This window comes from Desmonostoc muscorum LEGE 12446 (genome assembly GCF_015207005.2).
Lineage (GTDB): Bacteria > Cyanobacteriota > Cyanobacteriia > Cyanobacteriales > Nostocaceae > Nostoc > Nostoc muscorum.
The window spans coordinates 5,524,055-5,549,887 of record NZ_JADEXS020000001.1 but is presented as its reverse complement, the minus strand read 5'-3'; the positions used below and the strand labels follow the sequence as shown (position 1 = coordinate 5,549,887).

At 42.0% G+C, this 25,833-nt stretch carries 23 protein-coding genes and 1 pseudogene; 5 read left to right on the top strand and 19 right to left on the bottom strand.

The window, feature by feature from the left end; genetic code table 11:
* Window positions 1-109: 109 nt before the first annotated feature.
* Both IQ276_RS23585 and IQ276_RS23580 read left to right on the top strand, forming a co-directional pair.
* On the top strand, window positions 110-1,126 hold the full coding sequence (locus IQ276_RS23585) for a metal ABC transporter substrate-binding protein (protein WP_193924396.1): 1,017 nt from the start codon (window positions 110-112) through the stop codon (window positions 1,124-1,126).
* A 78-nt stretch (window positions 1,127-1,204) separates the two neighbouring features.
* Window positions 1,205-1,984 carry a metal ABC transporter ATP-binding protein gene (locus tag IQ276_RS23580; RefSeq protein ID WP_235115911.1) on the top strand — a complete coding sequence of 260 codons (780 nt, stop codon included), beginning with the start codon at window positions 1,205-1,207 and terminating at the stop codon, window positions 1,982-1,984.
* Between the two features lie 179 nt (window positions 1,985-2,163).
* On the opposite strand, the gene IQ276_RS23575 is transcribed toward IQ276_RS23580, so the two are convergent.
* Both IQ276_RS23575 and IQ276_RS23570 read right to left on the bottom strand, forming a co-directional pair.
* Complete coding sequence (locus IQ276_RS23575) at window positions 2,164-3,207, bottom strand: WD40 repeat domain-containing protein (RefSeq protein WP_193924097.1); 1,044 nt, start codon at window positions 3,205-3,207, stop codon at window positions 2,164-2,166.
* Between the two features lie 111 nt (window positions 3,208-3,318).
* Entirely contained in the window at window positions 3,319-4,290 is a 972-nt protein-coding gene (locus IQ276_RS23570) for a CobW family GTP-binding protein (protein ID WP_190883952.1), read from the bottom strand.
* A gap of 436 nt (window positions 4,291-4,726) precedes the next feature.
* Here IQ276_RS23570 and IQ276_RS23565 point away from each other — a divergent pair, with 436 nt between their 5' ends.
* Window positions 4,727-5,671, top strand: coding sequence for an all3515 family Zur-repressed PEP-CTERM protein (locus tag IQ276_RS23565; protein WP_193924090.1), 945 nt, complete (start codon window positions 4,727-4,729; stop codon window positions 5,669-5,671).
* Between the two features lie 311 nt (window positions 5,672-5,982).
* On the opposite strand, the gene IQ276_RS23560 is transcribed toward IQ276_RS23565, so the two are convergent.
* The gene (locus tag IQ276_RS23560) at window positions 5,983-6,891 is read right to left on the bottom strand and encodes an alpha/beta fold hydrolase (RefSeq protein WP_235115910.1); all 909 of its coding nucleotides are present in this window, start codon (window positions 6,889-6,891) and stop codon (window positions 5,983-5,985) included.
* Window positions 6,892-6,956: 65 nt separating this feature from the next.
* Window positions 6,957-7,397, bottom strand: coding sequence for a SufE family protein (locus IQ276_RS23555; RefSeq protein WP_193924661.1), 441 nt, complete (start codon window positions 7,395-7,397; stop codon window positions 6,957-6,959).
* 652 nt (window positions 7,398-8,049) lie between these two features.
* Between IQ276_RS23555 and psaK the strand changes: the two genes are divergently transcribed.
* A complete protein-coding gene (gene psaK, locus IQ276_RS23550; protein WP_190883950.1) occupies window positions 8,050-8,310 on the top strand; it encodes a photosystem I reaction center subunit PsaK in 261 nt (86 codons plus the stop codon).
* A gap of 61 nt (window positions 8,311-8,371) precedes the next feature.
* Here psaK and IQ276_RS23545 read toward each other — a convergent pair whose 3' ends face one another.
* From IQ276_RS23545 to lpxD, 12 genes and pseudogenes are all read right to left on the bottom strand, one after another.
* Window positions 8,372-9,151 (bottom strand): metallophosphatase, encoded by a 780-nt coding sequence (locus tag IQ276_RS23545; RefSeq protein ID WP_193924654.1) that lies wholly within the window; start codon window positions 9,149-9,151, stop codon window positions 8,372-8,374.
* A 147-nt stretch (window positions 9,152-9,298) separates the two neighbouring features.
* On the bottom strand, window positions 9,299-10,111 hold the full coding sequence (locus IQ276_RS23540; RefSeq protein ID WP_235115909.1) for a metallophosphoesterase family protein: 813 nt from the start codon (window positions 10,109-10,111) through the stop codon (window positions 9,299-9,301).
* Complete coding sequence (locus IQ276_RS23535; protein WP_193922473.1) at window positions 10,108-10,911, bottom strand: CobW C-terminal domain-containing protein; 804 nt, start codon at window positions 10,909-10,911, stop codon at window positions 10,108-10,110. Before IQ276_RS23535 ends, IQ276_RS23540 begins: the two co-directional genes overlap by 4 nt.
* A 202-nt stretch (window positions 10,912-11,113) precedes the next feature.
* On the bottom strand, window positions 11,114-11,854 hold the full coding sequence (locus IQ276_RS23530) for a DUF3891 family protein (protein ID WP_193922471.1): 741 nt from the start codon (window positions 11,852-11,854) through the stop codon (window positions 11,114-11,116).
* Window positions 11,855-12,186: 332 nt separating this feature from the next.
* Window positions 12,187-12,879 carry a manganese catalase family protein gene (locus IQ276_RS23525; protein WP_193922468.1) on the bottom strand — a complete coding sequence of 231 codons (693 nt, stop codon included), beginning with the start codon at window positions 12,877-12,879 and terminating at the stop codon, window positions 12,187-12,189.
* A gap of 171 nt (window positions 12,880-13,050) precedes the next feature.
* Window positions 13,051-13,329 carry a GlsB/YeaQ/YmgE family stress response membrane protein gene (locus IQ276_RS23520; RefSeq protein ID WP_073641726.1) on the bottom strand — a complete coding sequence of 93 codons (279 nt, stop codon included), beginning with the start codon at window positions 13,327-13,329 and terminating at the stop codon, window positions 13,051-13,053.
* Between the two features lie 485 nt (window positions 13,330-13,814).
* Entirely contained in the window at window positions 13,815-15,197 is a 1,383-nt protein-coding gene (gene hemN / locus IQ276_RS23515) for an oxygen-independent coproporphyrinogen III oxidase (RefSeq protein WP_235115908.1), read from the bottom strand.
* Between the two features lie 151 nt (window positions 15,198-15,348).
* Window positions 15,349-16,065, bottom strand: a complete 717-nt coding sequence (locus tag IQ276_RS23510) for a biliverdin-producing heme oxygenase (protein WP_193921327.1) — start codon at window positions 16,063-16,065, stop codon at window positions 15,349-15,351.
* A gap of 272 nt (window positions 16,066-16,337) precedes the next feature.
* Window positions 16,338-16,550, bottom strand: coding sequence for a transposase (locus IQ276_RS23505; protein ID WP_193921325.1), 213 nt, complete (start codon window positions 16,548-16,550; stop codon window positions 16,338-16,340).
* 67 nt (window positions 16,551-16,617) lie between these two features.
* A complete protein-coding gene (locus tag IQ276_RS23500) occupies window positions 16,618-17,052 on the bottom strand; it encodes a hypothetical protein (RefSeq protein WP_193921323.1) in 435 nt (144 codons plus the stop codon).
* Between the two features lie 34 nt (window positions 17,053-17,086).
* Window positions 17,087-19,579, bottom strand: a pseudogene (locus IQ276_RS23495) (Ig-like domain-containing protein).
* Window positions 19,580-20,854: 1,275 nt separating this feature from the next.
* Entirely contained in the window at window positions 20,855-21,910 is a 1,056-nt protein-coding gene (gene lpxD / locus IQ276_RS23490; RefSeq protein ID WP_190876308.1) for a UDP-3-O-(3-hydroxymyristoyl)glucosamine N-acyltransferase, read from the bottom strand.
* 169 nt (window positions 21,911-22,079) lie between these two features.
* Here lpxD and IQ276_RS23485 point away from each other — a divergent pair, with 169 nt between their 5' ends.
* Window positions 22,080-22,802 (top strand): hypothetical protein, encoded by a 723-nt coding sequence (locus IQ276_RS23485; RefSeq protein WP_235115906.1) that lies wholly within the window; start codon window positions 22,080-22,082, stop codon window positions 22,800-22,802.
* A gap of 475 nt (window positions 22,803-23,277) precedes the next feature.
* Here IQ276_RS23485 and IQ276_RS23480 read toward each other — a convergent pair whose 3' ends face one another.
* The 3 genes from IQ276_RS23480 to IQ276_RS23470 all read right to left on the bottom strand — a co-directional run bounded on the left by IQ276_RS23480 (window position 23,278) and on the right by IQ276_RS23470 (window position 25,515).
* On the bottom strand, window positions 23,278-24,165 hold the full coding sequence (locus tag IQ276_RS23480) for a hypothetical protein (protein ID WP_235115905.1): 888 nt from the start codon (window positions 24,163-24,165) through the stop codon (window positions 23,278-23,280).
* A 48-nt stretch (window positions 24,166-24,213) separates the two neighbouring features.
* Window positions 24,214-24,723 carry a hypothetical protein gene (locus IQ276_RS23475; protein WP_193919879.1) on the bottom strand — a complete coding sequence of 170 codons (510 nt, stop codon included), beginning with the start codon at window positions 24,721-24,723 and terminating at the stop codon, window positions 24,214-24,216.
* Window positions 24,724-24,861: 138 nt separating this feature from the next.
* A complete protein-coding gene (locus tag IQ276_RS23470) occupies window positions 24,862-25,515 on the bottom strand; it encodes a class I SAM-dependent methyltransferase (protein ID WP_193919877.1) in 654 nt (217 codons plus the stop codon).
* Window positions 25,516-25,833 lie beyond the last annotated feature (318 nt).

Genomic DNA, 25,833 nt, shown 5'->3' with positions numbered 1-25,833 from the left:
TGATTGAGAATGAGAATTATTATAGTATAAGATGTAGAATAAGTATCATTGTCAACAAAAATTGTGGCAAAGGCACAGCAAGCATTGGTTTTGGGGAGAAAACACCGTGATGGGGAATTGCAGAGGATTTAGAATAGGCAGACAACGAAACGGCATTGTGTCATTAATTGCTCTGCTAATATTGTCAATGGCTGCTGGCTGTAGCGAATCGAATCAGAATCAAGGAACAACTATCCAACAGTCACCACAAGCACAGGAGGCTGCGTCTACCCCAACAGCGCAACCGGGAAAAACTAAAGTAGTGACGACATTTTTGCCGATATATTTGTTTACCAAGGCGGTAGCTGGAAATGTAGCAGATGTAGAAATTTTAGTGCCACCTGGTACGGAGGTACATGAATACCAAGCGACACCAGAAAATGTCAAAGCGATCGCCACAGCCAATGTATTAGTAAAAAATGGTTTAGGGTTGGAGGAATTTTTGAAAGATACTGTCAAAAATGCCCAAAATTCCAAATTAACTGAAATTGATGCAAGTATTGGTATTAAACCCTTAAATGAAATTTCACCTGTTGTGAAAACGGATAAAAACGAAGAAGATCATGACCACGAACACGCCCAAGGTAATCCTCACGTTTGGTTAGATCCAGTTTTGGCAAAACAGCAAGTAACCAATATTCGGGATGGGTTAATTGCTGCTGACCCAGGGAATAAAGCTACTTATGAAGCTAATGCTGCGGCTTATATTAAAGAATTAGACAGTTTAAACAGCGAATTTCAGCAGACATTACAAAAAACTCCAAGTTGCACCTTCGTGACCTTTCATGATGCGTTTCCATACTTAGCCAAACGCTACAACCTCAAGCAAGTTGCTGTGGTAGAAATTCCCGAAGATCAACTTTCACCAACGGATGTACAAAATGCAATTAATGCTGTAAAAAAGTACAAAGTTAAAGCCTTATTTAGCGAACCTGGAGTAGATAATAAATTGCTGACTAGTCTTTCAAAAGACTTGAAGTTAAGTTTGCGTACTTTGGATTCTCTGGAAACTGGACAAACAGATCCACAGCATTATTTCCAAGCGATGAAAGCTAACTTACAAACTATAGAAACGTCGTGTAAATAGGTTTGTCATTAGTCATTTGTCCTTTGTCCTTTACAAATGCCCAATGCCCCATGCCCCATGCCCAATGCCCAATGCCCAATGACTAATAATATTGCTATTTTGAAAGTAGAAGGATTAACTGTTTATCAAGGCAGTTATCTAGCTGTACGAGATGTTTCCTTTGAATTGTTGTCAGGAACAGATACAGCTATAGTTGGCCCCAATGGTGCTGGTAAAAGTACTCTGATAAAAGCCGTTTTAGATTTGATACCTCGAAGTGCTGGTACGATTGAAATATTAGATCGTCCAATTGCGAAGCTGGGGCGTTTACGTCACTTGTTGGGCTATATGCCGCAAAACTTCATTTTTGACCGCAGCTTTCCGATTTCTGTTAAGGAATTGGTGGGACTAGGATGGACAAGTGAAGGGAAAAAGGGAGATTCATTTTTATCAAAGTTGCAAAGACAAGACCGAGAAAAATCGTTAGCAGTAACAGAAGCTTTACGGCGAACTGATGCTTATCATTTACAGCATCAAGCTATTGGTACTCTTAGCGGTGGTCAGTTGAAGCGGGTGTTGTTGGCTTATTGTTTGGTGAAACAACGGAAATTGTTAGTACTAGATGAAGCCTTTGCTGGGGTTGATGTACAAGGTGCCGCAGATTTTTACGCTTTGCTAAATGAATTAAAGCGGGAAGAGGGTTGGACAGTATTGCAAGTTTCCCATGATATTGATATGGTAAGCCGTCATTGCGATCGCGTGCTTTGCCTGAATCAAACCATTGTTTGCACAGGAGTGCCAGAAATTGCCCTTTCACCACAAAATCTTCTAGCAACCTACGGCCCAGGATTCAGCCGCTACCAGCACGATCATAATTGAGTTGGGCATGAGGAGTTAGGAGTTTGGAGTTTGGAGTTAGGAGTTAGGAGTAAAAGTTATTCTCCCCCTGCCTCCCCTGCCTCCCCTGCCTCCCCTGCCTCCCCCCTGCCTCCCCTGCCTCCCCTGCTCCCTCATCCCCCTCATCTCCCCACTCCCCACTCTTAATCACGCCCAAATCCCTAACCTGGCAAAACTTTTGACCAAATAACTAATTCGCCTTTCTCACCGCCTGCGGCTAGTAATTTGCCTTGGGGATGCCAAGCTAAGCTAGAAAAGCCTCCTGAGACACCTGTAATTATTTGGGATACTTCGTTGGCTTCGTTCCATAAACACAGCCAGCCATCAGCACCAGCAGAAGCGAGAAGGAAGCTTTTAGGTGCAAAGGCGATCGCATTAATCACATCCACATGATTAGTTAAAACTCGCGCTTCCCAACCTAAGGTATCATCTTCTGACTTTTCCCACACCACAATACCTTCAACACTAGAGGATGCTAGTATTGGCGCACCCACTTTCGTAGTAGCTTGTGACCATGCCAATTGGCGAATTTTACCAGGGAAACCCCGCATCACCCAAGGATCGGGATTGTTCCATTCCAAAACGGTGACGCTACGATCCATATTGCCAGAAGCGAGGAATTTACCATCGGGTGACCAAGCCATTGCGAGGCTGACGGTAGCGGTATTTAAGATGTATGGTTCCTCATCCCAGTTTTGACTGTGCCAAATCTTGACTCCTTGATAACCAGCAATGGCTAGGTACTCGCCATCAATGCGCCAATCGATACCCAAAACTGATGAGTTATCGAAATTCAATGTGACAACAATTTCACGAGTATCTGCGTCCCACACTTGCACATAACGCCCCAAACTAAAAGCTAGTTGGTTACTCGTGTAATTCCAAGCTAGTTTGTCAACCCATGCAGGCGCATTTTCTAATGTGGCGATTAATTCAGTGCCCTGCCAAATTTTGACTTGTCCATCTTGTCCACCGACAGCTAAAAATTTCCCATCTGGAGAAAAGGCAAGGCAATCTACTGATTTACCGTGACCAGTTTGCAAGGTTGTCAGTTCACCATCATTCCACAGTACTACTTCTCCGGCTGCGGAAGTTGCTGCTAAAGTTTGACCTTGGGGTGACCAAGCGATCGCAGTTATATAATCTGCAAGTGTCCCTGAATAGTATTGTTCAAATTCCTTAGATTTGCTGGTTGTGGAGTTCATATTTATTGGGTACTGGGTACTGGGGATTAAGGACTGGGAACTCAGGACTCGGAACTAGGGACTGAATTCTTCCCAATCCCCAGTACCCAATCCCCAGTCCCCAATCCCTTTTTATACCAAACAAGCAAGAAAATCTTGCTTAAGTCTCTCTGCGTCAAGGTTGCGACCGATAAATACTAGTTCGTTTTTCGGAGTTTCGCTGGGTTTCCAGGGGCGATCGGGTCTCCCATCAAATATCATATGCACTCCTTGGAACACAAATCTATTTTCTTCTCCAGCAATGTTTAATATGCCTTTCATCCGGAAAATATCTGGTCCTTGGGTACGCAGTAATTCAGAAAGCCAAGCGTTTAATTTTTCTCCATCGACTGCACCTTTTTCTACTAAAGCTATAGAAAAAACGCTTTCATCATGTTCGTGGGCATCTTCTCCTAAGAAATTTGGATCTATTTCTAATGCCCGATCTAAATCAAATGCTTTTACACCTAATAAAGCATCCATTTCTAATTCAGAGTTGCGGGTACGGTAGATTTTTGCCATAGCATTCATTGACCGAATTCGCTTTTCTAATTCGTCTAATTGTTCTGGCGCTACCAAATCTGTTTTATTAAGTAAAATTACATCGGCAAAGGCAATCTGTTCTTGGGCTTCGTCTGCATCCCAGTGCTGCCAGATATGCTTGGCATCTACGACTGTCACCACGGCATCTAAAGATAGTTGACTTTGCAAGTCTTCATCAACAAAAAATGTCTGAATTACTGGTGCGGGGTCAGCTAATCCAGTTGTTTCAATTACTAAATGGTCAAATTTATCTCGGCGCTTCATCAAATTGCCAATGATGCGAATTAAATCGCCGCGCACTGTACAACAGATGCAGCCGTTATTCATTTCAAATATTTCTTCATCGGCATCGATAATTAGTTGATTATCAATGCCCACTTCCCCAAATTCATTGACAATCACAGCAACTTTTTTGCCGTGTTCGTAGGTGAGGATGTGATTAAGTAGAGTCGTTTTACCTGCTCCCAAATAACCTGTAAGAACAGTAACGGGAACTGAATTTGTGATTACGTCAGCCACCATACTCTAAATTCCTTTTGTCTCACCTTATGGATAATCGTTATCGCCTATGATAATTGTTTTTATTTTTTTGTGCGAACTTGCCTTGTTTTGGGTTTGTGCAAAATAATTACATACGACAGAATTCAGAAGTCAGAATGGGCTTCTCTACGAGACGCTGTTCGCGTTCGCCCCACTGCGCTAACAGAATTCAGAAGTAAAGGCGGCTTTATACCTTGCTAGCAAATGAATTGTTGTGTACTTCATTTTCCTGGAAATCTGCTGTAATTTCATCAAGAAACATTTTATTTTTATGCATGTGTAATCAGTAATAAATATTAACAAATTAGAAAAACAGAATCTTTGGTGAACATAGTTTTCAGTATCGCACCTTGACAAGCTGGAAAATTTTATGATAATCATTATCATTATCTAAATTATACTTTGATGGAGAGGCGTGGTGGTTTCCAGAAATACTACTTGCTCAAAAAAGCAAGTAAATCAAACAGGGCAAGCATTTACGTCTATTGCAGTCAGCTTTTTGATTGCTGCACCGCTGGTTTTATCTACCACTTTAGCACCAGCACAGGCTGATGATACTCATAATCATTCTGAAGAAACCGGATTTTATATTGGGTTAGATGGTTTTGAGATTCTGTCTACAGGGACATACGCAGGCTTGGAAAATCCTAACTACAATCGTTTGACTTTACTATATGCCCACAGGAATGAAGACACACCCGAATCTAGCCATTTCCATAGTATTGGTGCTTATAGTTACTCAGGGTCTTTAGATAACCTCACCATTAACTCAACCAATACAAATAACCGAATTCCTGAGTCTTATTCAGGACAACCGCCGCTAACTTTGTTACCTGGTTCTGGGATTTATAGCGGCCGCTTGATTAGTACGCCAACAAACAAGGAATATAGCAATCTGAGGATAGAACCTGTAGCTTCTTTAAAAACTTCTCCAGAACTAGACAACCAGTATCTGTTTGGTAGCTCTAATGGTCGTTGGCAGCGATCGCTTGAAGGTGCAACTATTGGTTTACAATTAGCCTCAATTAGCGATGGATTAAGTATTGGTGATGCAGCAGGCGCTAATATTCTCAAATCAGTCGGTGATATTTACACAATCGGTAGCGGTAATGATTTTTCATTTACGCCTACCTTTTGGACTGATGCTACCGCACCACTGGGAACTTATTCTGCAACCTTCAAACTCGTGGATTTAGGTAGTGGTAATAACGCCATTCCCTTTAAAGAGTCTGGCACGTTCAGTTTTGATTTTGAAGTCAAGACGGTACCTGAGTCATCAACTGTTCTTGGTCTTGGTATAGTTGGCTTACTGGGGCTTTCTGTTTCTCGCTGGCGAAAAATTGCTCGTAGTAGCTTGAACTAAAACCATTTCACGAAATTTCTGCTTGCTACAAATGCGTTGTAGGGGCGTACAGCTGTACAGTTGTCTCAACTTAAGCTCAAACCCTTGTCCCCCAGACGTTATACCCCACCCCCAACCCCTCCCCTTAGCAAGGGGAGGGGCGGTTTTGGCTTTAGACAAAACCGGGGTGGGGTGACGCGAAGAGTGGTGGTAAAACTGAATATCACGTCTTGACAAGGGTTTCAGATTAAGTTGACACTAATGACAGCTGTACGCCCCCACAGTCGATTAATTTGTTGCAGATATTTGTAGTTTTCAATTGTTGTTCAATTTCATGGGGAGAACAAAAAATCTTGAACTGCTGTTAAAACATCTGCTGGGTATTCTTCATGCAGTCCTAAAGAACCAGGAATGACGGCGCTTCTTACTCCTGGTAATGCAGCCAAAGTGTTCATTTCTTCTCGTGATTTGGTAGGGCTGGATTCCCCAATTACCACCATCAATGGTACCGTTAAAGACTGTACAAGTTTGAGAAAATCGGATTGCTGGTGTACAGCATCGAGATTACCGGTTACAAAGGCAGCAGAAGCAAATCTCGCTCCTGGTTGTTGAGTTGTCTGCCATTTTTTCTCGATGAAACTGGGTGTCAGTTTAGCCGTGTCAGTAAAGACATGACGGCGGTACATAAAATTTAAGAAAGATGGGGTAGTGTTGAGTTTGTAGAGAGCTTGACCAAGTATAGGCGATCGCACTAATTCTCTCACCATACCAGCTATCTGTTGACTTGCCCCCATTGTCGGCAAAGGACCGCGCCAAGTAGGAGCTAACAACACAATTCGTGAGAATGCAGCAGGCTGTTTCCGAGCTAATTCTAATACATAACTAGCCGCATGACCAGCCGCCATTACAGTAATTGAAGTATTAAAAATCGCGTTGACAAAATCTTCCAGAAATTGCTGATATATTTGGGGTCGATAATTTAAACTAGGGCGAGAAGATTCACCAAAACCAGGCCAGTCTAAGGCTACAACTTGAAAATTGGGAGCTAATAATCTAGCAATTTCGCCCATTTCCAAACGCGTCGAAACACTGCTAAAAGCCGGTAGTAGCAATAGCGGTGAACCTTTACCAAGGGTTTCATAAACAACGCGCAATTGCTGGTTTTCCCAATTCCAGAAATATTCTTGAACTACTCCACCAAATCCGACAGCAGCAGAGGTAGATAATAAATTTGTTGACATTAGATTAAATTTTGTCCTTTGTCAGTTGTCATTTGTCATTTCTCCCCATACCCCATACCCAACTATTAATTAGTTACATCTAACTTGCATTCCAAGGCTTTTTTTTGCATGGTTTTAAAAATGTTATAAAATCCATTAGCACGGGAAGGTGTAAGGCTAACATTTAAACCTGTTTCTTGAATAAAATCTGGAGTAAGTTGCACAATCTCAGTTGGGGTTAGTCCATTCAATCCTTCAACCAAAAGCCCTACTAATCCTTTGGTTAACTGAGAATCAGAATCGCCTTGGAAGACAACTTTAGCATCATTCAGGGTTGCTGTGATATAAACTTGAGAAACGCAACCAGGAACTTTATTATCAGGTAATTTATCAGCTTCTGGGAAGTCATTAAGCTTCTGAGCATACCAGATTAGCTGTTCGTAGCGTCGCTTCGGTTCGGAAGCGCGTTGAAAGCGCTGGACAATTTTAGCAAGTGCAGGTGGCAAAGAATCAAGAGTTGAGGACATAACAGAAGCTGGAAATAATCACTATCATCTTGAGTTTAAATTATCTTTAGAGGGATGCCTACCGCGGGCTGCGCCTTGGCACCTCTACTTCACTTTGGCATATGACGTAGCTCTGACAGCCATTATTGACTAAAATTTGTCAAATCTAGATAATTAATGCGTAGGCGTAGCCCGACCTAGTTATCGCACTCATATCGCTCAGGTTGTTTAATCTCGTAATCACAAAAACTTTATTTTGTTCTGAGCAGGCTTTGACAGCAACTCGCCAAAATTAGAGTTGTATCAGTGCAGACTTTCTACTATTACGTAAGTGAGTAGCAATCCGTGAAATTTATGTGTCGTTTAATGCAAATATATTTGTCATCTAAATGACATGTATTACAGCTTTTTTCAATTATTTTTTAGAGGCTTGGCTGTTTGCATACTCTACTCCACATCACGACTAATTGATTAATCATAGTCGTTCAAATGTACTATTCTATTTTAGCGTTAATCAGATCGCAGCGGCAAAAAGACGTGAGATGGGGCAGATTATATTAAGTAGTAAGAATAAGTGTTAAATATTGATGCAAAATCGGGTGTTTTCTTGAATTGGCTTCGGGAATTTTCAGATTATATGTTCAATCATTAATAAATTTCAGGAGCAAATCAGGTGTTTACTTCAACCTTACTCGCTGCTGCAACCGCCCCCCTGGAATGGAGTCCTGTAGTTGGGCTGACTATGATTCTCGCAAACATAGTCGCCATTGCCTTTGGCAAATCTACCATCAAGTATCCTAGTGCAGAACCAGGACTACCATCAGCCAATTTCTTCGGTGGTTTTGGTTTACCTGCTTTATTAGCAACTACCGCCTTTGGTCATGTCTTAGGAGTAGGCACTATTTTAGGATTGCATTACTTGGGCAGAATTTAGGTTTTTACCCAAGTTAGCCCTTATTTGATGATTCTTTTGTCTCCAGCTTTGAGCCAGAAAGTTACTTATCTGGCTCTTTTTTGATTGGACTAGCGACTGGGGATTTAGCTGAATTTAGCTGAAATCCTTTGTTGACACCGTAGCGGACAGTCTTAAATACTACCTGATTGGTATTTGGTGTATAAAGCGCATATTTTGCTTCACCTGGTATTCGCCCCACATTACCCACCCCAATTACTTGACGCGGGGAAATGTTTACGGTTTCGGGAGAAGCTTGGCTGTTAAGAGTAATAACCTCTGTGGTGATAGAACCTGCTTGCAGTTGATATTGAAAGGTCAAACCAGAACGACCACAGAACAAATTATTTGCTTGCATCCGTGATAGGCGATCGCACATTACAATGGGGTGAGTTTTTGGTGTAAGTTCCTCATCAACTGCTACTGTTGTGCCGTGAATTAATAAACAATCCAGTTCAAAAAAACCAAAGTCTAGCATTCTCAACCATTGGACTGTTTGACGAGAAACACATTCCCATAGCTGCTTAACTGTTTCTCCTCCATATTTGCTCATTAACTCAGTGGGTTCCCCAGTGGCTCCAAGTCCATGCAAAATTAAACATTGTTCTTCCCACCAACCTTTACAAATCAAAGGTTCTAACTCTCCACGTTGTGGGTTACGCACTCGTTTTACTAACTTTTCGGCTTCTGGTCTCGGTCCCACCAAATCACCTAAAATATACAAAGCCTCTACAGCATCACCTTGACGCTTAATATCCATCATCACAGCCTCATAAGCTGCGAGATTTCCTTCAATACCACTCAAAATCGCCCATTTACTCATATTAATTTTGGATTTTAGATTTTAGATTTTAGATTGGGTATGGGGCATTGGGCATTGGGCATTGGTTATTAATTCATCTCCCCCCATCCCCCCATCTCCCCATCTCTCCATCTCCCCACTCCCCATCTCCCCACTCCCCACTCCCCATCACCTCGTACAAACATGAGTCGGGTCTTCAGCCCTTTCTGCATATTCCAGCCCTTGCGCTAAACGCCAAGCAAAAACTGGCGGTAACCCTTTTTCAATAATTGCTGCACAGGTTTTCTGGTAGTCGTAAGGGACTTCACGCAATTTCACTTCTTGATTTTCTGTGTCATAAATCACATAGGTCGCATTTGGTCGCCCGTGTCGAGGTTCTCCCACAGAACCCACATTAATAATTCGCTTAACGGAAGTGGTGAAATTTAGTGAGTGTTCTTGTGTTCCTTCATCTTTGACGCGAACTTGCAGACTACCTACATCCAAATTACGTACATAGGGTACGTGGGTATGACCACAAAAAAGTACATCTGCCTCTGTGGAAAATACTCGCTCTAGGGCTGCAAAAGCGTCAAGTTCTGGTAATAAATATTCGTGATTGCTGTGGGGGCTACCGTGAACAAAGGCCAAATTTTCCTCGCGTAAACTGTGGGGCAATTGGGCTAGGAATTGGCGGTGTTCTTGATGAATTTCGTTATTTGTCCACTCGTGAGCAGTTTTACCCCTTTTTTCAGCTAATAACGAGGGATAGCTGCAATCACAGGCATTCAGCCCTTCCACAATATCTTCATCCCAACAGCCGGCGCAAGTAGGAATATCGAGGGAACGAATTTGAGCAACTACGGCATTTGGATAGGGACCATATCCCACTAAATCGCCAAGACAAAAGATTTTTTCAGCTTTTTGGCGATCGCAATCTAATAATACCGCATCCAAGGCTTCATAGTTACCATGAATACAGGAGATGACTGCTATTTTCACTGTATAGTCTCCTCAATCAAAATTTGTTTTACCTGTTGTTGGTATTGTGCTACGGCTATTTCTGACAAATAGCAATCTTCTAAGGTTTGTTTAATTGCAGACTCATCTAAACTTTGTCCCAATATTTCTATACCACTAAACCGCTGTGGTCTACCTTCCAAGTGGCGTGGTAAATCTAATTCTAAAAAATCAATTGCTGGTATCCCCGCCACAAAATCGGCGTATAGTGACCGTCCATCAGCAACATCGAAAATTCCCTTGGCACGAGTCACTTGCCCGTAAGCACCGTGGGTAATTTCGTACCAAAACTCGTGTAGACTATCTTCGTCAATAACTTGACCGATGGTTGGCGCACGCCATATTTGAGTTTGGACAATGCTAGTATCTACATCTGCACCTATGATAATTTTGTCTGCCCAGGTATGATATTCAGAATCTTTGAGGTGTGGTGGTAGAATCGCGTAGGCGCGAAGCGACTTATCGTAAGACATCGCCTGATAGGATAAATTGTCTAACATTGGCTGGATTGCGCCTAATTCTAAGTAAAATCCCAGTTCAATATAGGCAATCTCTGCTCCTACTAACTGGTTGAAAAACTCCAGTTCTCCCCCATCACCAAAGACTTTCACCTCTGGAAATTCCGCAACTAGGCGTGTCTGGTCAATGGGAACATTCCCAGTGCCAGGACTAAAATAAATGATATTTTTACTAGAGGCGCTATATTGCATCTGTTGGCAAATCCAAGTGGTTTTGCCACATCCAGCTGGGCCAGCAACGACGGTTATGATTGGTACATTCATACAAAAATGATAATCATTTTCAGAAAATTTGCAAATATATTCTGAGCAAATTTCCTCAAAAATGCTGGAAAAACTTTTTCAATGCTAAAAAGCCCCCAGATGGAGGCTTTTGTTGGTGACTGTCGCGGCGAGAATTTAACAACAAACAATAAAGGCGTTAGAATCAGAAATTGACTTCTGACTTCCCTTTTAAGTCGTGTATCTAACTCTTAACAAATGTCCACTCTAATACCTTGATGGGGGCTTGTTGTAGTGCTTGAGTGAGTTCGGTGTTGCTCTCAAACTTCACCTGGGAGAGTTCACAAGCTTCGACGTTGACGGTGAATTGTTCGTCTTGGAAAGGCCAGGGTTTGACAACAACCAATTGATCGCGGCGCTGCATGATATCATAGCGTTGACCGTCAGGACCTTTGCTAATTTCTAAAAAGCGTTCATCAGCAGGTAATTCTTCCTGACAGAGGATCAGAGAAAGGCGATCGCACCATTGCATAAATGCATAAGCTGCATCAACTTCTTCCTTTTCAATACCTAGTTCCTCGCGCCAACGTTGTTGATTTTGAAGTTGCTCATCTAAAAGTTTGTCTAGTTCTGAAAACTTTCCCCTACTCGGCTCATTTAAACGACTAATATGCATAGAAATTAATAAAGCTACCCACCGTCCACGATAAAGAGCATTCTTTGCTAGATTAGCAGTTTTTTGAATACCTTCTTCTGCGTCATCGTCTGACATTAAGGTGAAGTCTTTTGGCGCACCAGCTTCAGTCAAATTATCTTCTTCCCACTCTTTTTCTAAGTCATCGTGATGGGAAATTGCAGCTATCGTTTCATATAATCGGACTGGAGCATTCTTACGTTGCCATTGTCCTGCTAGTTGAGCTGCTAACAAAGCATGGGCACGATGATAAATAATTTCCCAACCATTTTGGGTAGCGTTGACAATCACAAATTAATCTCCCGATCCACAGTTTTGATTTAGAGTTGAATTAAAGCAGAATTCAGAATTTAGAAGTCAGAATGGGCTACGCCCCGCTGCGCTAACAGGAGTAAAACAAGCTTTATACTTGGCTACTGAATTCACAAACATTGCTCTGAATTATTTTGTATGGCTGAATATTTATAGCCATTTGTAGGGGCGCACAGATGTGCGCCCCGATGGTGTGTCTTATCCGAAATTAATCTCAGCAAATAACCCTCGGCAATCGTTCAAAGCTTCCAAGAATCTGCCGAAAAATCTTTGCTGAAAATCAACTTATGTTGTTACTGCAAACTATGAAATTAAGAGTGACTTTCTAGTGGATTTGCAATATATTTGAATGTTGGCTCAGAATTCCAAGGACCACGTTCATCTTTACCATTGCCGTTTGTAGATAGGTTGTAGTACAGATTAACAGTTTCATCTGGCTTAATATTACCAAAGAATGGATCTGTTAACTTACCCAGAGAATCCAGAGCTTTCATAAACATCTGAGTATGAGAAATTTCTCGTGTTAAAAGATGGACTAAAGTCTCTTTAGTTCCGTGGTCAGTTGCTAACTTAATCAATTCTTCGTAAGTCTGACGAGCGCCAGCTTCCGCTGCAATATTCGCTCTCAAATCACGCACTACATCTCCGCCTTCATTCAAGTAATTTGCAGTCCAAGCATTACCCTGACTATCTAGAAAATGAGGACCTATCCCTCGTACTGCAAAAAGAGTACTCTTATAAGCCTCTGTTTGATCGGTATTCTTTGTATGAGCTTCAATGAGTTTACCAACCATTTCTAAATGCCCAAATTCCTCGATCGCAATATCTTGGAGCATATCTTTAATTCCAGCATTTTCGACGTGGAATGATTGAACCCAATATTGCAAAGCTGCGCTTAGTTCTCCAGTAGCTCCGCCAAACTGCTCTAGAAGCAACTGAGCAAAACGAGGGTTTGCTTCGTTAACATTTACTACGTGAATAGGATCTTTTTTGTGAAAAAACATAGATTTAAGCTTCCAAAAAACAATTTGACAAAATTGATGGACTGGTTTATTGTTTTCTAGTATTTTCTACTTCATCTGACTCAATTGAGATTGCATACCTTCTCAACCGGAAAACTAGAAGACGAATAAAATCCAGTAGTCATTTCATGATTAATAACTGGCAATCACTGATTATGCATTACTGCTTCTTCTGATTAGTCCCCATAGGTAGATAGCAATAATTGCGCCGAGGACAGCTACTAAAATGCCAGGAACAGTTAAGCCAGCACCAGCCGAAGTAATTTGCAGTGTTCCGGTTCTTAGCAATGTAAACACAGTTCCACCAATGAAAGCACCAATGATGCCTAAAATCATTGTGGAAAGAATTCCGCCGCCTTGATAACCAGGATAAATAGCTTTAGCAATGGCACCTGCCAAAAGTCCTAAAACTACCCAAGCAATAATACTCATAATCCGATAATTACCTCTTCAATCTGACTTGTATCTAAGTTATCAACTTTGATTCCCAATTCTTTCTATCACATGGGATAAATGCCGAATCCAAAAGTTAGATAAAAGAGGTTGTATCCAGATTAGATGATAATTGCCATTTGGCATTTATAGCTTAAAATATTCTATTCAATGTTTTTTGCCGGCGAAAGAAATAATCAATTATTGAATCTTTAATTTTCTATTAGGCCTTGTGGATTACAGAACTAGATTCTTGAGAATAACATAAATCTCAATTTATAAAAAATCGGTAATCTCAGCCTTGTGATATCTATCTCAAGATGTAATCTTTTTATCTAACTTTTTGGAGATGTATATAAAATATTTATTCATCAAGTTGGACAAAATTTCTTAAAAATTATATCCCCGACTTATTTGAGAAGTCGGGGATCTGAAAACTGCAAAATTTCACAAAAGTAGAGACGTTGCATTGCAACGTCTCTACTTTAAATGGCGCGAGAGAATTTTGACTCTCGCGTTCTTGTATGAGTATCAAATATGACGGCAATATTTCTGACTAATAATCTACCGATATCTGTGACTTGGATGTGATTTTTTGATAAACTCACTAGACCATCAGCTTCTAGTGGTTTTAATGCGTCTAATTCATCTGAAAAATATTCATCAAAACTGATATGATATTTGTTTTCAATGTCTTGCTTATGGAGTTGAAAGTGAGACATGATAGACATGATCGCATCTCGTCTGATAATATCATTTTGAGTCAGTTTGATGCCTTTACTAACAGGTAAATCACCTGCTTTGAGTGTCTGATAATAATCCTTTAATTCCTTATGGTTTTGAGCATAGGCATCTTCTAGCATACTGATGGATGTGGCACCAAAACCAAAAAGTTCTGTTTCAGCGTGGGTAGTATAGCCCTGGAAATTACGCTTGAGAGTGCCATTGCGTTGAGCGATCGCTAATTCGTCATTAGTTTTAGCAAAATGATCCATCCCAATAAATAGATATTGGTTATTCGTCAATTCTTCAATGGTCATTTTCAGAATTTCTAGCTTTTCATCGGCTGGGGGTAGGGCTTCTTGAGGAATATTTTTTTGCGTCGGTTTCAGCCACGGCACATAAGCAAAATTAAAAACAACAATGCGGTCAGGATCTAATGCGATCGTCTTTTTCACTGTCTCCCGAAAGGTTTCGCGGGTTTGATAAGGTAAACCATAAATTAGGTCTACATTTACACTTTCAAACTTCGCTTCTTTGATCCAACTCATGACATCAAATAGCATTTCTTCAGGTTGGACACGATTTACAGCTACTTGAACTTGGCTATTAAAATCCTGAATGCCAAAACTAATGCGATTAAACCCAAGTTGTCGGAGAAAGAGAATGTAGTTTCTATCAATGTAGCGGGGATTAATTTCAATTGAGATTTCTGCTTGTGGGTCAATGTTGAAGTAGTGATTGATGTTTTTCCATAAAAATTCTACTTGGTCGCGCTCCAAATAGTTAGGAGTACCACCACCCCAGTGAATTTGTAGCACGTTTCTTTGTGAATCTATCAAAGCTGAGGTGTTTTTGATATCTTGAACCAAATGCTCCAGGTAAGGTTCAGCAATTTTCTTGTTGTTAGAAATTACCGTGTTGCATCCACAAAAATAGCAAGCACTTTGGCAAAAGGGAATGTGGAAATACAAAGAAAGAGGAGTTTTGCGTTGATTCGAGGCGGCGATCGCAGCTTTAAAATCAGTTTGGGTGAATGTTTCGTTTAACTCTGTAGCAGGTGGGTAGCTGGTGTATCTCGGTGCGCGAGTATCATACTTTTGGATCAGATCTAGATCAAATTTGACACCAGGTAATAGAAAAACCATTGAGTTACTTTCCAATAAATGTGTGAAGGGAGTGGGGAGTGGGGGATGAGGGGGCAGGGGAGGCAGGGGAGGCAGGGGAGGCAGGGGAGGCAGGGGCAGGGGGAGAAATAACCAATGCCCAATGCCCCATGCCCAATGTCTAATAACAAAATTAATTAGCCGCAGTTATTTCGGTGCTACCTGAATTATGGGAACGAGTCAGGTTATTAAACAGGACTTGGCCGAGGGCTTTAATTAAACTTCCTTCTAGTTCTTGAGCCATCTGTAAATTCAACGCGAAGGCATTATTGGCTTCTGCAACAATCCGTTGTGCTGTAGCATCATCAATGGGTAGTTCATTTAATACCTGACGATACTTATCTTTAAATGCCTTTTTATCAGGAATTTGCTCAAAATTGTAGAAGGAAGTGCCTTCATAGCCAGAAAGATTGAGGGCTGATTGAGCAATTTTTTGTAGCATTTGACCCCCTGAGAGGTCGCCCATGTAGCGAGTGTAGACATGACCTAGCAATAAGGCTGGTTCATTAGCAGAAATTTCCCGAATGCGGTCAATGTAGGTCTGGGCTGCAGATGAGGGGGTGACTTGCTCTCTCCAATTATCCCCATAATAGAACACCATGTCTTTTTCGAGGGAAACTTGGCGATTAAGTTCGGGAAAATAAACCGCACGAATCACAGGATGCTCTACATGGCTTTCTATGGCTGCTTCTAGTTCGCTGTAGATGTAATACAAGTTGCTTAAGAATTTGGCGAAGCAGTCTCTGTCTACAACTCCTTTGAGAAAACATTTCATAAATCCCACGTTTTCTGCTGATGTGTGGGCTTGTTGAGTTCCAGAGCGCAGTTTGATGGCGAGATTGCTACTCATTGTTGCTTCCTTGATGTTCAACTGCAAGGTTTTCAGGCAGTCATCACTCAGGATGCCTGCCAGTACCAGAGTTAAAAGATTGTTATTCTAGGTTTAGGGAGGATCTGCATCAATCTATCCAGCAAGTACCATTGCTGATGCAGACCTCAGCTGTTTTTATTTCTCCTAAGATTATTTAACTATTAATACTTGCATAACTATTAAGTTATTAAAATTTATTTATATTTGAGGAGCCAAAAGCATGAATACACAGTCTTGTGATTAATACCAATTTAATATGAAGCTGCATAAAATAAAGCTTCCAGGATAAAGTTGTAAGAAGAGACAGAAATTATCTGCTCAAAAGTAAGTTGGTCGAATATTTCTTGGATGCGCTCACGTAAAGCTTGTAAAGAAGAAAAAAGTTGATTTTTGAGTGGTTTTTTGAGGAGTTGCCAAAGCCTTTCAATGGGATTGAGTTCAGGGGCTGAAGGTGGTTGAAACAAAGGATTTGTTGGAATTTTACATGCGTTAGCGTAGCACAGCTGTGCTACGCTACTAGACTGCAACTAATTAATCGACATTGAAGCGATCGCGGAACTCATCAGCCAAGGCATCACCAGCAGCCCCCACCAGTTTACCAACAATGGGATGAATTACAACGCCAGTTACTGCCCCTGAAAGGCTGGGCAAGTTCTTAATAAACCATTTTTTGACGTATGCCATTGTATCTAAATCAGGTTGTTTGGCAGTGACGGCTTCTTCTAGTTCTACTACCCGTTGTAAAGCAGCTTCTTTTTTTTCTGGCGGTGCTTCTGACTCTACTTGTACCTTGACGTTAGCCAGTATCCGCCGCAGTACCGCTAAATCATCTTCTGTCACTTCTGGCTGTGGTACAGAAGTGATGGTTTGGTCTTGACTGATTTGTTTGCCGACGGCTACTCGTTCGCTAAAACTACCAGAGATGTTAGCACTGATATTGTCTCCAGCTTTTTGTTCTTCGTTCATGGTGTTTTACCTGCAAGCTCAAAGTGTTTTGTGATTATCTAATCTCAAATAGATTGATTATTACGGTAACTGTAGCCTCATCAATTGCGCCATTAGCATTTTCAATGGTGTATGTAAATGTATCTGTGACGTTGGCAACTCCAGGATTTAAACTTACACGTTAAAATATAAGTTCTCGTGCTACCGTCACCTTCACAGTAGCGGTTGCCGTGGCACCTCTAGCATCCCGAATGGTGTAAGTGAATGTATCTTCACCAGAAAAACCACGATTTGGCTGATAAATCAGACTTTTCTGGTCATCAGCGCGTGAGACTGCACCATTACTTCCCTGAGTAAAACTAATAATGTTGATGGCATCGCCATCTGGGTCGGTATCATTGTTCAATACAGGAATAGTAACTCGCTGAAAGTAGCCAGTCTGCCATGTATCAGGATTTGCTATCGGTGCTTGGTTTGGCTGTTGTGCTACCGTCACCTTCACAGTAGCGGTTGCTGTTGCACCGTTAACATCCCGAATGGTGTAAGTGAATGTATCTTCACCAGAAAAACCACGATTTGGCTGATAAATCAGACTTTTCTGGTCATTAGCGCGTGAGACTGTACCATTAGTTGCTTGTGTAAAATTACTAATGTTAATCGCATTGCCATTTGGGTCGGTATCATTGTTCAATACAGGAATAGTAACTTGCTGAAAGTAGTCCGTCTGTGATGTATCGGGATTTGCTATTGGTGGTTGATTCGGCTGTTGTGCTACCGTCACCTTCACCGTAGCCTTTGCCGTGGCACCTTTAGCATCCCGAATGGTGTAAGTGAATGTATCTTCACCAGAAAAACCACGATTTGGCTGATAAATCAGACTTTTCTGGTCATTAGCGCGTGAGACTGTACCATTAGTTGCTTGTGTAAAATTACTAATGTTAATCGCATTGCCATTTGGGTCGGTATCATTGTTCAATACAGGAATAGTAACTTGCTGAAAGTAGCCCGTCTGTGATGTATCGGGATTTGCTATTGGTGGTTGATTCGGCTGTTGTGCTACCGTCACCTTCACCGTAGCCTTTGCCGTGGCACCTTTAGCATCCTGAATGCTGTAAGTGAATGTATCTTCACCTGAAAAGCCACGATTTGGCTGATAAATCAAACTTTTTTGGTCATTGGCGCGTGAGACTGTGCCATTAGTTGCTTGTGTAAAATTACTAATGTTAATCGCATCGCCATCTGGGTCGGTATCATTGTCCAATACAGGAATAGTAACTTGCTGAAAGTAGCCCGTCTGTGATGTATCGAGATTTGCTAGTGGTGGTTGATTCGGCTGTTGTGCTACCGTCACCTTCACCGTAGCCTTTGCCGTGGCACCTTTAGCATCCTGAATGCTGTAAGTGAATGTATCTTCACCTGAAAAGCCACGATTTGGCTGATAAATCAAACTTTTTTGGTCATTGGCGCGTGAGACTGTGCCATTAGTTGCTTGTGTAAAATTACTAATGTTAATCACATCGCCATCTGGGTCGCGATCGTTATTTAATACAGGAATAGTAACTCGCTGAAAGTAGCCCGTCTGTGATGTATCGGGATTTGCTAGTGGTGGTTGGTTATTTGAACTAAAACCTTCACCTGTTAGCTGCACAAGATGTGGTTTATCAGCGCTATTGTCAGTGATACTCAGGCTAGCATTACGCTTACCAACATCTCTCGGCCCAAAGCTGATGCTGACAGTACAGTTGGCTCGCGGCTGGATGGAATCTTCAGAGCAGCTGTTATTGCTAATGGTAAAATCATTAGACTCGCTGCCAGTGATTTCGATTTTTCTTGTGATTTTTAAAACTGCTGAGCCGCTGTTTTCAAGGGTGACAGTTTGCGGTTGGCTAGGAAGTTTCACAGGTTGACGGCCAAAGTTGAGGCTTTCGGGGCTAAGGCTGAGGCGCGGCGTGGGTCGATACAACAAAGACCAAACGAACCATCCTGTTAATCCTATGAGCAAAAGGGCGAGGAAAGTTTTCAGCCAAAATGAAGTTTGTTCAATCGGCGGTGGTGCAGGTGGAACAGCAAGGAGATTGAGATTGTGGCGGGTTACGGCTTTGCCAACTTCATCGCCCAAGGACTCGCGGATTTGTAGGGCTTGAGTCAGGTAATTTTCGGCTGTGGTCATTTCCTCTAAACAAAGGGCGCGACTACCCAATTGATGCAACGCCCAAGCTTCGGCTGCTTTGTCTCCCATTGCTTGGGCTGCTTGCAGTGCCCATTGCAGTAATTGCTCCCATAAACCCCATTGCTTACTTAAAGCAAAAGCGCCCTCCACAGCTTTCACTATTTGCAAAGTCTCTGCCCACCGCCCAACCCCAACCGCCCAGATTAAAGTTTGGAAGATGGCATCGGTTTCAGCTAATAAAATGTTGGGTGCTGTTTGATACTGTTGTGTCCAACTTTTAAAATATTCGAGAGCGTTCTCTCGCCACGGCGTTAAATCATATTCTTGTTGTACAGCTTCAACTAGAGTTTGATTGAGGTTGTAGCGATCGCCTTCCATCTCAACCAAATTCCACTTGACTAATGTCTGCAAAATTACCTCAGCATCCGGCAATTTACTCATAGCTGCTGCCTGTGTCATCAACAGTGCTACACCACCCAAGGCAGCTAAAACAGCTAAGATAACCAGTTGCGGCTTTGTCCGTGACGCTAAAATCTGTTTAATTAGCGAGTTAGTTTGTTGAGAGGGCTGGAGTTGCTGAACTACCTCGCTAAGCGATCGCTTTTCTTCTTGCACAGTTGCGATCGTCAAAATCAATTGTAGAGGATGTCCCTCTAAAACAGTGCAAAGAGTTTCTGCTAGCTGTTGTTCTTCGGAGGTTAGCTGGCGTTGCAGTTCTCTTTCAACCAAGGTAAGGGCATCTGGAATTGCCAGTCCTAGCAATTTCATTCCTTGTCCCTCTCCCCAAAGATGACGTTCTGGGGAAGCTAAAACAAAGGTACAACCAGGAGTAGCATTGATCAGTTCTTCAAGATCATCCCGTGTTAATTTTTGATCGTCGAGGATAATTAGAGCTTGTTTATTTTGTAGAGCTTGGCGAATTTCGGTATAAGTTGGTTTATAAGCAATATCGGTTTCATAGAAGGCTTCAAAAAAACATTGCAGCAAGTCAGCTACGGTTTGATAACGCACAGTAAAACTGATTACCCCATCAGCAAAAGGCGCACTAATTTGGGGATGATAAGCCAAATTACGCAGCAGAACTGACTTACCCAAACCAGATACGCTATAAAACTCTACTGATTGCTTAGATTCTAGAGCAGCGATCGCACTTTTAATTTCATCCTTGCGCCCAATCAATTGCTCAAAGGGACGCGGTAATAAAAAGACTGGTGTAGCAATAGCTTTTCGGCGGGGTTGCTGTTCTGCTGAGGCAATGTTCACTACACCGCCGTGGACAGAGCCAATCTGAATAATGCGACTCCCAACGGCTATTTGACCGCTGATTTCTCCTTGAATTTGGGCTGTAATATTAGAAGTCATTGAGGGAGCTTAATTGATTATTGATCCGCCGCATTGACAAATAGCAAAATCAAAAAATTAACCTGAGAAATTTCTCAGGTTAATCCTAGATGACTTATATTTTGGCAGTTTTTACATACCTTGAAAGTACCCTCTAGGGTACTTTATTTTTCTTTTGAAAAAGATATTTTCTCAATCAACGTCAAAATTCAACAGATGACTTCTGACTTCTGACTTCTGACTTCTGAATTCTGAATTCTGACTTCTGACTTCTGACTTCTGAATTCTGAATTCTGACTTCTGACCTAGCTTTTATTCACCATTGCTATTGTTGAATTTACGTTGCAATTGTTTTAACGATTGATAGATATCTGGCAGGCGATGGTAAATAGCAGATGCCTTGAGATACACTTTATGGGGCATTGCGGGAGTTCCTGAGACAATTTCTCCTGGTGCAACATCACTGAGAATTCCAGTTTGGGCAGATACGATCGCCCCATCTCCCAACTTCACTTGATTGGCGATTCCTGCTTGTCCAGCTAAGATAACGCGATTCCCCAGTTTGACACCTCCAGACAAGCCGGCCTGACCTGCGATCGCACAACCAGCACCTATTTGGCAACCGTGGCCTATTTGCACTAAGTTGTCAACTACTGTATTACGGCCGACCCGTGTTTCTCCCACAGATGGACGGTCAACGGCACTGTTGCAGCCAATTACCACACCATCTTCTAAAACTGTATAGCCGGATTGTTCCATTTTGAACCAACCACTACGGGTAGGAACAAAACCAAAGCCTTCTGCACCGATAACAGCGCCACTGTGAATTACGCAATCTGCACCGATGTGGGTGCGTTCGTGGATAGTGCAATTGGCGTGTAAGATAGTGCGATCGCCGATTTTGACATCTGGATAGACCACCACATTCGGATGGATAATTGCACCGTTACCAACTTCCACCCCTTGTTCAATGACAACATGGGGGCCAATATAAACATCACTACCAATTTTAGCCGTGGAATGAATCACAGCACTCTGATGAATTTCTGGGACGGGACGATATGGTTGGTAAAAAATTGCGATCGCTTTAGCAAATAACAGTCGCGGTTCTGGAGTGCTTAGCCAGACAACACCACGTTCTTGTGCAAGCGCCTGTAACTTTTCGTCTTGGGGCAAAATTAAAGCACTAGCGTTGGTTTTACCGATAAAAGATCCAAATTTTGCTCCCTCCACATAGCTGAGATTACCATCAGTAGCTTCATCAATAGCCGCTACTCCCGTAATTTCTGGGTCATGGTTTGGATTGACACTCAAGCTATGAACCGTAGCTGCGTTGCCGAATTGGTGTAGGATTTCGCTGAATTTCATTAGTAAAAACGCAAATTAAAGTTCTAGGGTTATTAGATCACTAACACGCTAAGATACCATTGCGTTTATCAATCAGGTAAAACTAATAGAAGCTAAATGTATCTAAATTAATTACGAATTACAAACTATTTCATCACTCTAGAATCCTTGGCTTTAGATTTTTACGAAGATGTTACGACTTTATCATTTACTACTAGGTTTGATTTTGGTGGTGTTAATCCCGGTGGGAGCAAAGTTTGTTCTCCCGCAATTTTCTCCAAAGAAAGCGCCAAATCCCCCCGCTGTGGCAAAACATCCCAACCCTGGTGAGGGAAATATCTGGCATAAAATTCTCGGAAATACTGCTGCTGCTCCAACTGACTGGCAAGTTGCTGCTTGCGATGGAAATGCGCCCTTGTTGTGTATTTCCTCTAAAGGAAAAGTTTTGGGTACAGTTGAGATTAACGTTTACCCACTAGAAAAGATTCCGGATTTTCAAAAGAAACTTGTAGCTGCGGGTATTCCAACTGGTTCTCAAGTTGATTACCAAAGTTCTAAATATCAAACTCAGGTATTGACAGCACTCAAGGCTTGGGTCGCAGACAACTATGCTACTTTTGCCAAAGACCGTCAGGGTGAATATGGGAAAGAGATTACTTTTTCAGCCCACCCGCCGCAAGCAGTAGCAGTTGGTAAGCTTCAGGGAATCCGTTATGGGTTCGTGGGACTGAACCAACAAAGTGGAGTACAAGAGCAACATATCGGTCATGTTGCCTTTGATGGCACTAAACTTTACGTAATTACCACTGCCTTTGATTCAGGTACGCAAACAGGTAAGTTTGAGAAGCTGGAAAATTTGGCTATTTTTCAACCTTATTTATACGCGATCGCAGCTGATCTGCGTTTGCCTTAATTTGGTATGGGGATTGGGGATTGGGTACTGGGGATTGGGGATTGGGGATTGGGTACTGGGTATTGGGGATTAGGGATTAGGGATTGGGTACTGGGTATTAAAAAACAGTCCCCAGTCCCCAGTCCTTAGGGCGTGTTTTCAAAGTCTTATACCATTTCACTAAAACCCTGATACATATAGATTTCGCGTAGGGGCACGGCATTGCCGTGCCCCTACCAACGTATTTGTATCATAATTAAAGTGAAACGGTATTAGATCCCCCAACCTTAAAAAGGCTTGCTCAGAGTCTCTTAAAGTCCCCCTTTTTAAGGGGGACTTAGGGGGATCTAAAAAGTTAGGAGGCTAAACGAGCAGTTTGAAAACACGCCCTAGTCCCCAGTCCCCAGTCCCCAGTCCCCAGCCCCCAGTCCCCAGTCCCCAGTCCCCAGTCCCCAGTCCCCAGTCCCCAGTCCCCAGTCCCCAGTCCCCCATCAACCTAAATCTCAGCCACCGCCCGTTCAATTAAGCGACGTGCCAAAGTTTGCGTACCTGTGTGTTCATAATAATTGGTTGCTACATCGAGGAACGCCGCGAGGTAGTCTAACTTGTCATCGGCAATATCCGCAAAAGTTTGCAAGTTGTGGACAACTTTTTGTGGTGTTAAATTATTGGCACTAACTAGCCCACTCATCCAACCTTTAACTGAGTCAAAGCTTTCGCCGATAAAGTTGAGTTTACTGCCAGCATTGTTGCCTGGAATCACATCTTTGATGTTTTGGAAAGTTGAGTTTTGTTCTAACTCTTGGGGATTTGTCTGATTCAACCCGGATATGGCTTTGCTGATGAAGTCTGGGCCTAGAGGTATCAAACCATCAACACAAACTAAGGCCACCATACGGATGAGTGACTCGCCGCTATATTCTCCCAAAGAAGCTACAAAATCCCCGATACTATCTCCAGGAATGCCGTTAATTTGACAGAATGCTACCAATTCGGCAACTAATTTTAATGTCAAATCGATGGTTTGGGCTTTGTCAGGTTTGGGAGTGACAGAGTTTAAAAAACCCAATAAAGGAATTTTCTCGCCGACTTTGTTAGCTAAAGCTGCTGCACCAAGGGCTTTATCTGTATTATCAACGGTTTGATATAGCCACAAAGCTGTTTGATATCCCTGAGATTTATCGTTGAATAGATAAATTGCTCGTTCGCCAATTTGCTGAATTAAATCTTCGTCAGTTTCGAGAGTAACTGCCTTAATAGTGTTAACAAAGCCAACGGTATTTTGCCACTGGCCAGGAGCAACAAAATCGAGGGAATTTAATAGAGAAACAGTCAAGCCGCTGGTTGGCAATTGATCGACCAATTCAAAAATTGATTTGCTCACAAAAATCTCCTGATTTAAGTTTTGTTATGTTGATATTGGCAATGCGGCTCATTTGAGTTTAGCTAGACCATTGAGATTAAATTTTTCTATCCAATCTGCGCGATCGCTAGCTTTAAATGACGGATCGCGGGAAAGTACTTTTACTTGGTACTTACCTACCAAAATTGCAGTTTGCGTGTTACCTATTTCTACTGCCGGATAACCGCCAATTTTTTTGGTACTATTCGAGAACTTTGCTGCTGTTGCTGGTACGCTGCTGGTATCGGAAATAGACAGCAAAGCGATATCTTTACCGCCTTTCTTCAACTTCGCTTCAGCAAAACCTTTTTTCTCTTGGGTATAGACGCGCTGGTAGCCATCACTAGCATCTGGGAACAATTTGTTAAATTCGCTACCTTGAGTAGCGGTCTTAGCCACAGCTTGACCGCTTTTTTGCTTAGTGCTATCTTGTTGCGCCTGGTCAAAACGTCCAGGTGTTTTTGCAGAGCAAGATGCTGTCAGTAGTAATACTGACAGTAACAACGCAGCTACAACTCTACGCCCACGGTGTAAAATCATTTTTGGGTTCTCCTGATACTTGAGCTTTGACGCAATTATCTGCGCTGCTTGTAATTTTGACCCAGAAAATTTACTTTTCGATAATTATTGCGTAGGTTGTAAATTATGGGACTTACCCAAGTGTCATATTTTTGTTCTCTAAATACTGTTGTCACGATAAGCTATGACAGCATAAAACGGATCTCCTCCAGGTGCGCCCAACCACTGTAAAAAATTCGGTAATGTTGATTTATGAACGATCGCTTCTGGGGTGGTAAATCCCGGTACTGAGGCAAAGTAACCCTTGACTAATTCCACTCTCTGTGCTTCTGGTGCTTCTCGCCAAGCTTGAATCGCCTTTTGAAAAAACATCCGGTTAGAAAAGCTGATAATGGCGACACCAGCGGGTTTGAGGATGCGGCGGATTTCGGAAAATATTGCTTCTGGATATTGGACATACTGCACAGATACGCAATTGAGAACCGCGTCAAAATCTTCATTTGGCAAGGGAAATTGCGGATTTTCGTTGAGATTTTGCACAAAGTAATGATTTAAGCGGGGATTACGTGCTAGTTCTTCGGCGTTGAGTCCGTGTCCCTCGACATGGGAAAATTGCATCTCTTCTGGGAGATGAGACACCCAGCTGCTCATCATATCAAAGATGCGGGTGTTGGGTTTGAGGCGATCGCGATACAAATCTGTTAGCTGTTGAATAAATCCTTCATCGACATGGGTGACGAAGCGCGGATAGGCATAAAATAACTGATCGTCTGTGTCGTCTAATTTTAGACGTTGATTTGGTCTTAGCTGCATAAATCTCTCGTGTGGATAAATTTTTTCCAAAATTGCGGCAATTTCAGGTATTTTGAAACAAGCACTATGTAACATATTTTAATAACACGAAGACACATGCGGGAGAATTCAGAAGTCAGAATTCAGAAGTCAGAAGTCAGAAGTCAGAAGTCAGAAGTCAGAATTCAGAAGTCAGAAGTCAGGAGTCACAATAGTTGAAAAATCAATGATTGTATACCTGCTTGATTTTGTTCACATTCTCAAGTTGGTGTATCTAAGCCTTATTAATTCTGAATTATGAATTCTGAATTCTGAATTCTCAAAGTTTGTGTATTTCAC